General features: G+C 37.0%; 1 protein-coding gene. It reads right to left on the bottom strand.

Annotated features, from left to right (window positions below; genetic code table 11):
• Positions 1-175 precede the first annotated feature (175 nt).
• Complete coding sequence (locus DWW96_RS13695; protein WP_117910813.1) at positions 176-1,417, bottom strand: IS256 family transposase; 1,242 nt, start codon at positions 1,415-1,417, stop codon at positions 176-178.
• Positions 1,418-1,507: the final 90 nt, after the last annotated feature.

Raw genomic sequence — 1,507 nt, 5'->3', positions numbered from 1 at the left:
GAGTCTGTGAAATAAAGTCTGTAAATAGACATTCTATGATAAGTGATGGAGCTGTAAGTTCATGAAATGAGCTTGCAGCTCTTGTTTATATAACTAGCATATAAAAATACCCATGTCAAGGACGCCCATTTTATAACGGGCGTATATTCATCCTTGATATTGGGTATTTTTTATGCTATTCAGGCAAACGGCCTTCGTACATAATGCTCAGTTCTCCATACACCTGAGCCCAGTTTCTTAAGGTCGTTGTCCATTTCTTCGTTGCTTCAAACGTTGAAAGGTACAGAGCTTTCAACAATGCCTTGTCGCTTGGAAATACACTTCTCTGACGATTAAGTTTCCTGTATGTTGAATTTAAACTTTCAATGGCATTGGTTGTATATATTACTTTTCGTACAGTATCTGAAAATTTAAAAATAGGTGATATTACGTCCCAATTGTCCTTCCATCTTTTCATTGAGTTTGGATACTTCGGAGTCCATTTCTCAGTTACCCTGTCTAATGCTTCGAGAGCTTTTTCTTCATTAACTGCCTGATATATTGTCTTAAGGTCTTTCGCAAAGGCTTTTCTGTCTTTGTCGGGTACATATTTAAGAGTGTTTCTCACCTGATGAACTATGCATCTTTGATATTCCGTGTTTGGGAAAGCTGCCGATATGGCTTCCTTTATGCCACTTAAACCATCGGCACATATAACAAGAATGTCCTTTACACCTCGGTTTTTTAATTCATTCAATACAGACAACCAGTATTTAGAACTTTCATTATCTCCAACACTTATGCTTAATACATCCTTTTTCCCGTCCACTGTAATGCCGAGAATTACATAGGCCGCAAGCTTTCTTATTATTCCCTCATCCCTTACAGAATAATGGATGGCATCTATGTAAACAACAGGATAAATTTCATCTAACGGTCGGTTTTGCCAGTCCTCGATTTGTGGCATTATTTTATCAGTCACATCAGAAATAAATCCTTCTGATGTTTCAAACCCATAAATATCCTCAATTGTGTCGGAAATCTGCCTTGTTGTCATTCCCTTTGCGTACATTGAGATTATTTTCTGATCAATGTCTGAAATGTCTTTCTGACGTTTCTTTACAATCTGTGGTTCAAAAGTAGAACGACGGTCCTGTGGAACATCGATTTCCATGGAGCCATAACTACTGTTGACACGCTTCGACTTGTAACCGTTTCGATAATCATCGGATTCTGAACGTTGTGATTTTGAATAACCCAAATGGTCATCCATTTCAGCTTCCATCATTTCTTTGATTGTACCTCCAAGAAGATCTTTTAATGCATCCTGGATGTCTTCAGCTGTCTGAATGTCATATTCATCCAATAGCTGGTGGATGATGGCACGTTTGCCATCAGTCATTTGTACCTTGTGTACTTTTTTTCTTTCTCTTGCCATAATTAAGGCCTCCTATAATAATAAATTTTATCATAGAAGGCCTATTAATTATATTTAAATATTAATTTACAGAAAAACTTTCACACTCTC

The organism is Eubacterium sp. AF17-7 (assembly GCF_003461285.1).
In the GTDB taxonomy this organism is placed as follows: Bacteria; Bacillota; Clostridia; order Lachnospirales; family Lachnospiraceae; genus Eubacterium_U; species Eubacterium_U album.
The sequence above is the reverse complement of the archived record's forward strand: the minus strand, read 5'-3'. Positions and strand labels throughout refer to the sequence as shown.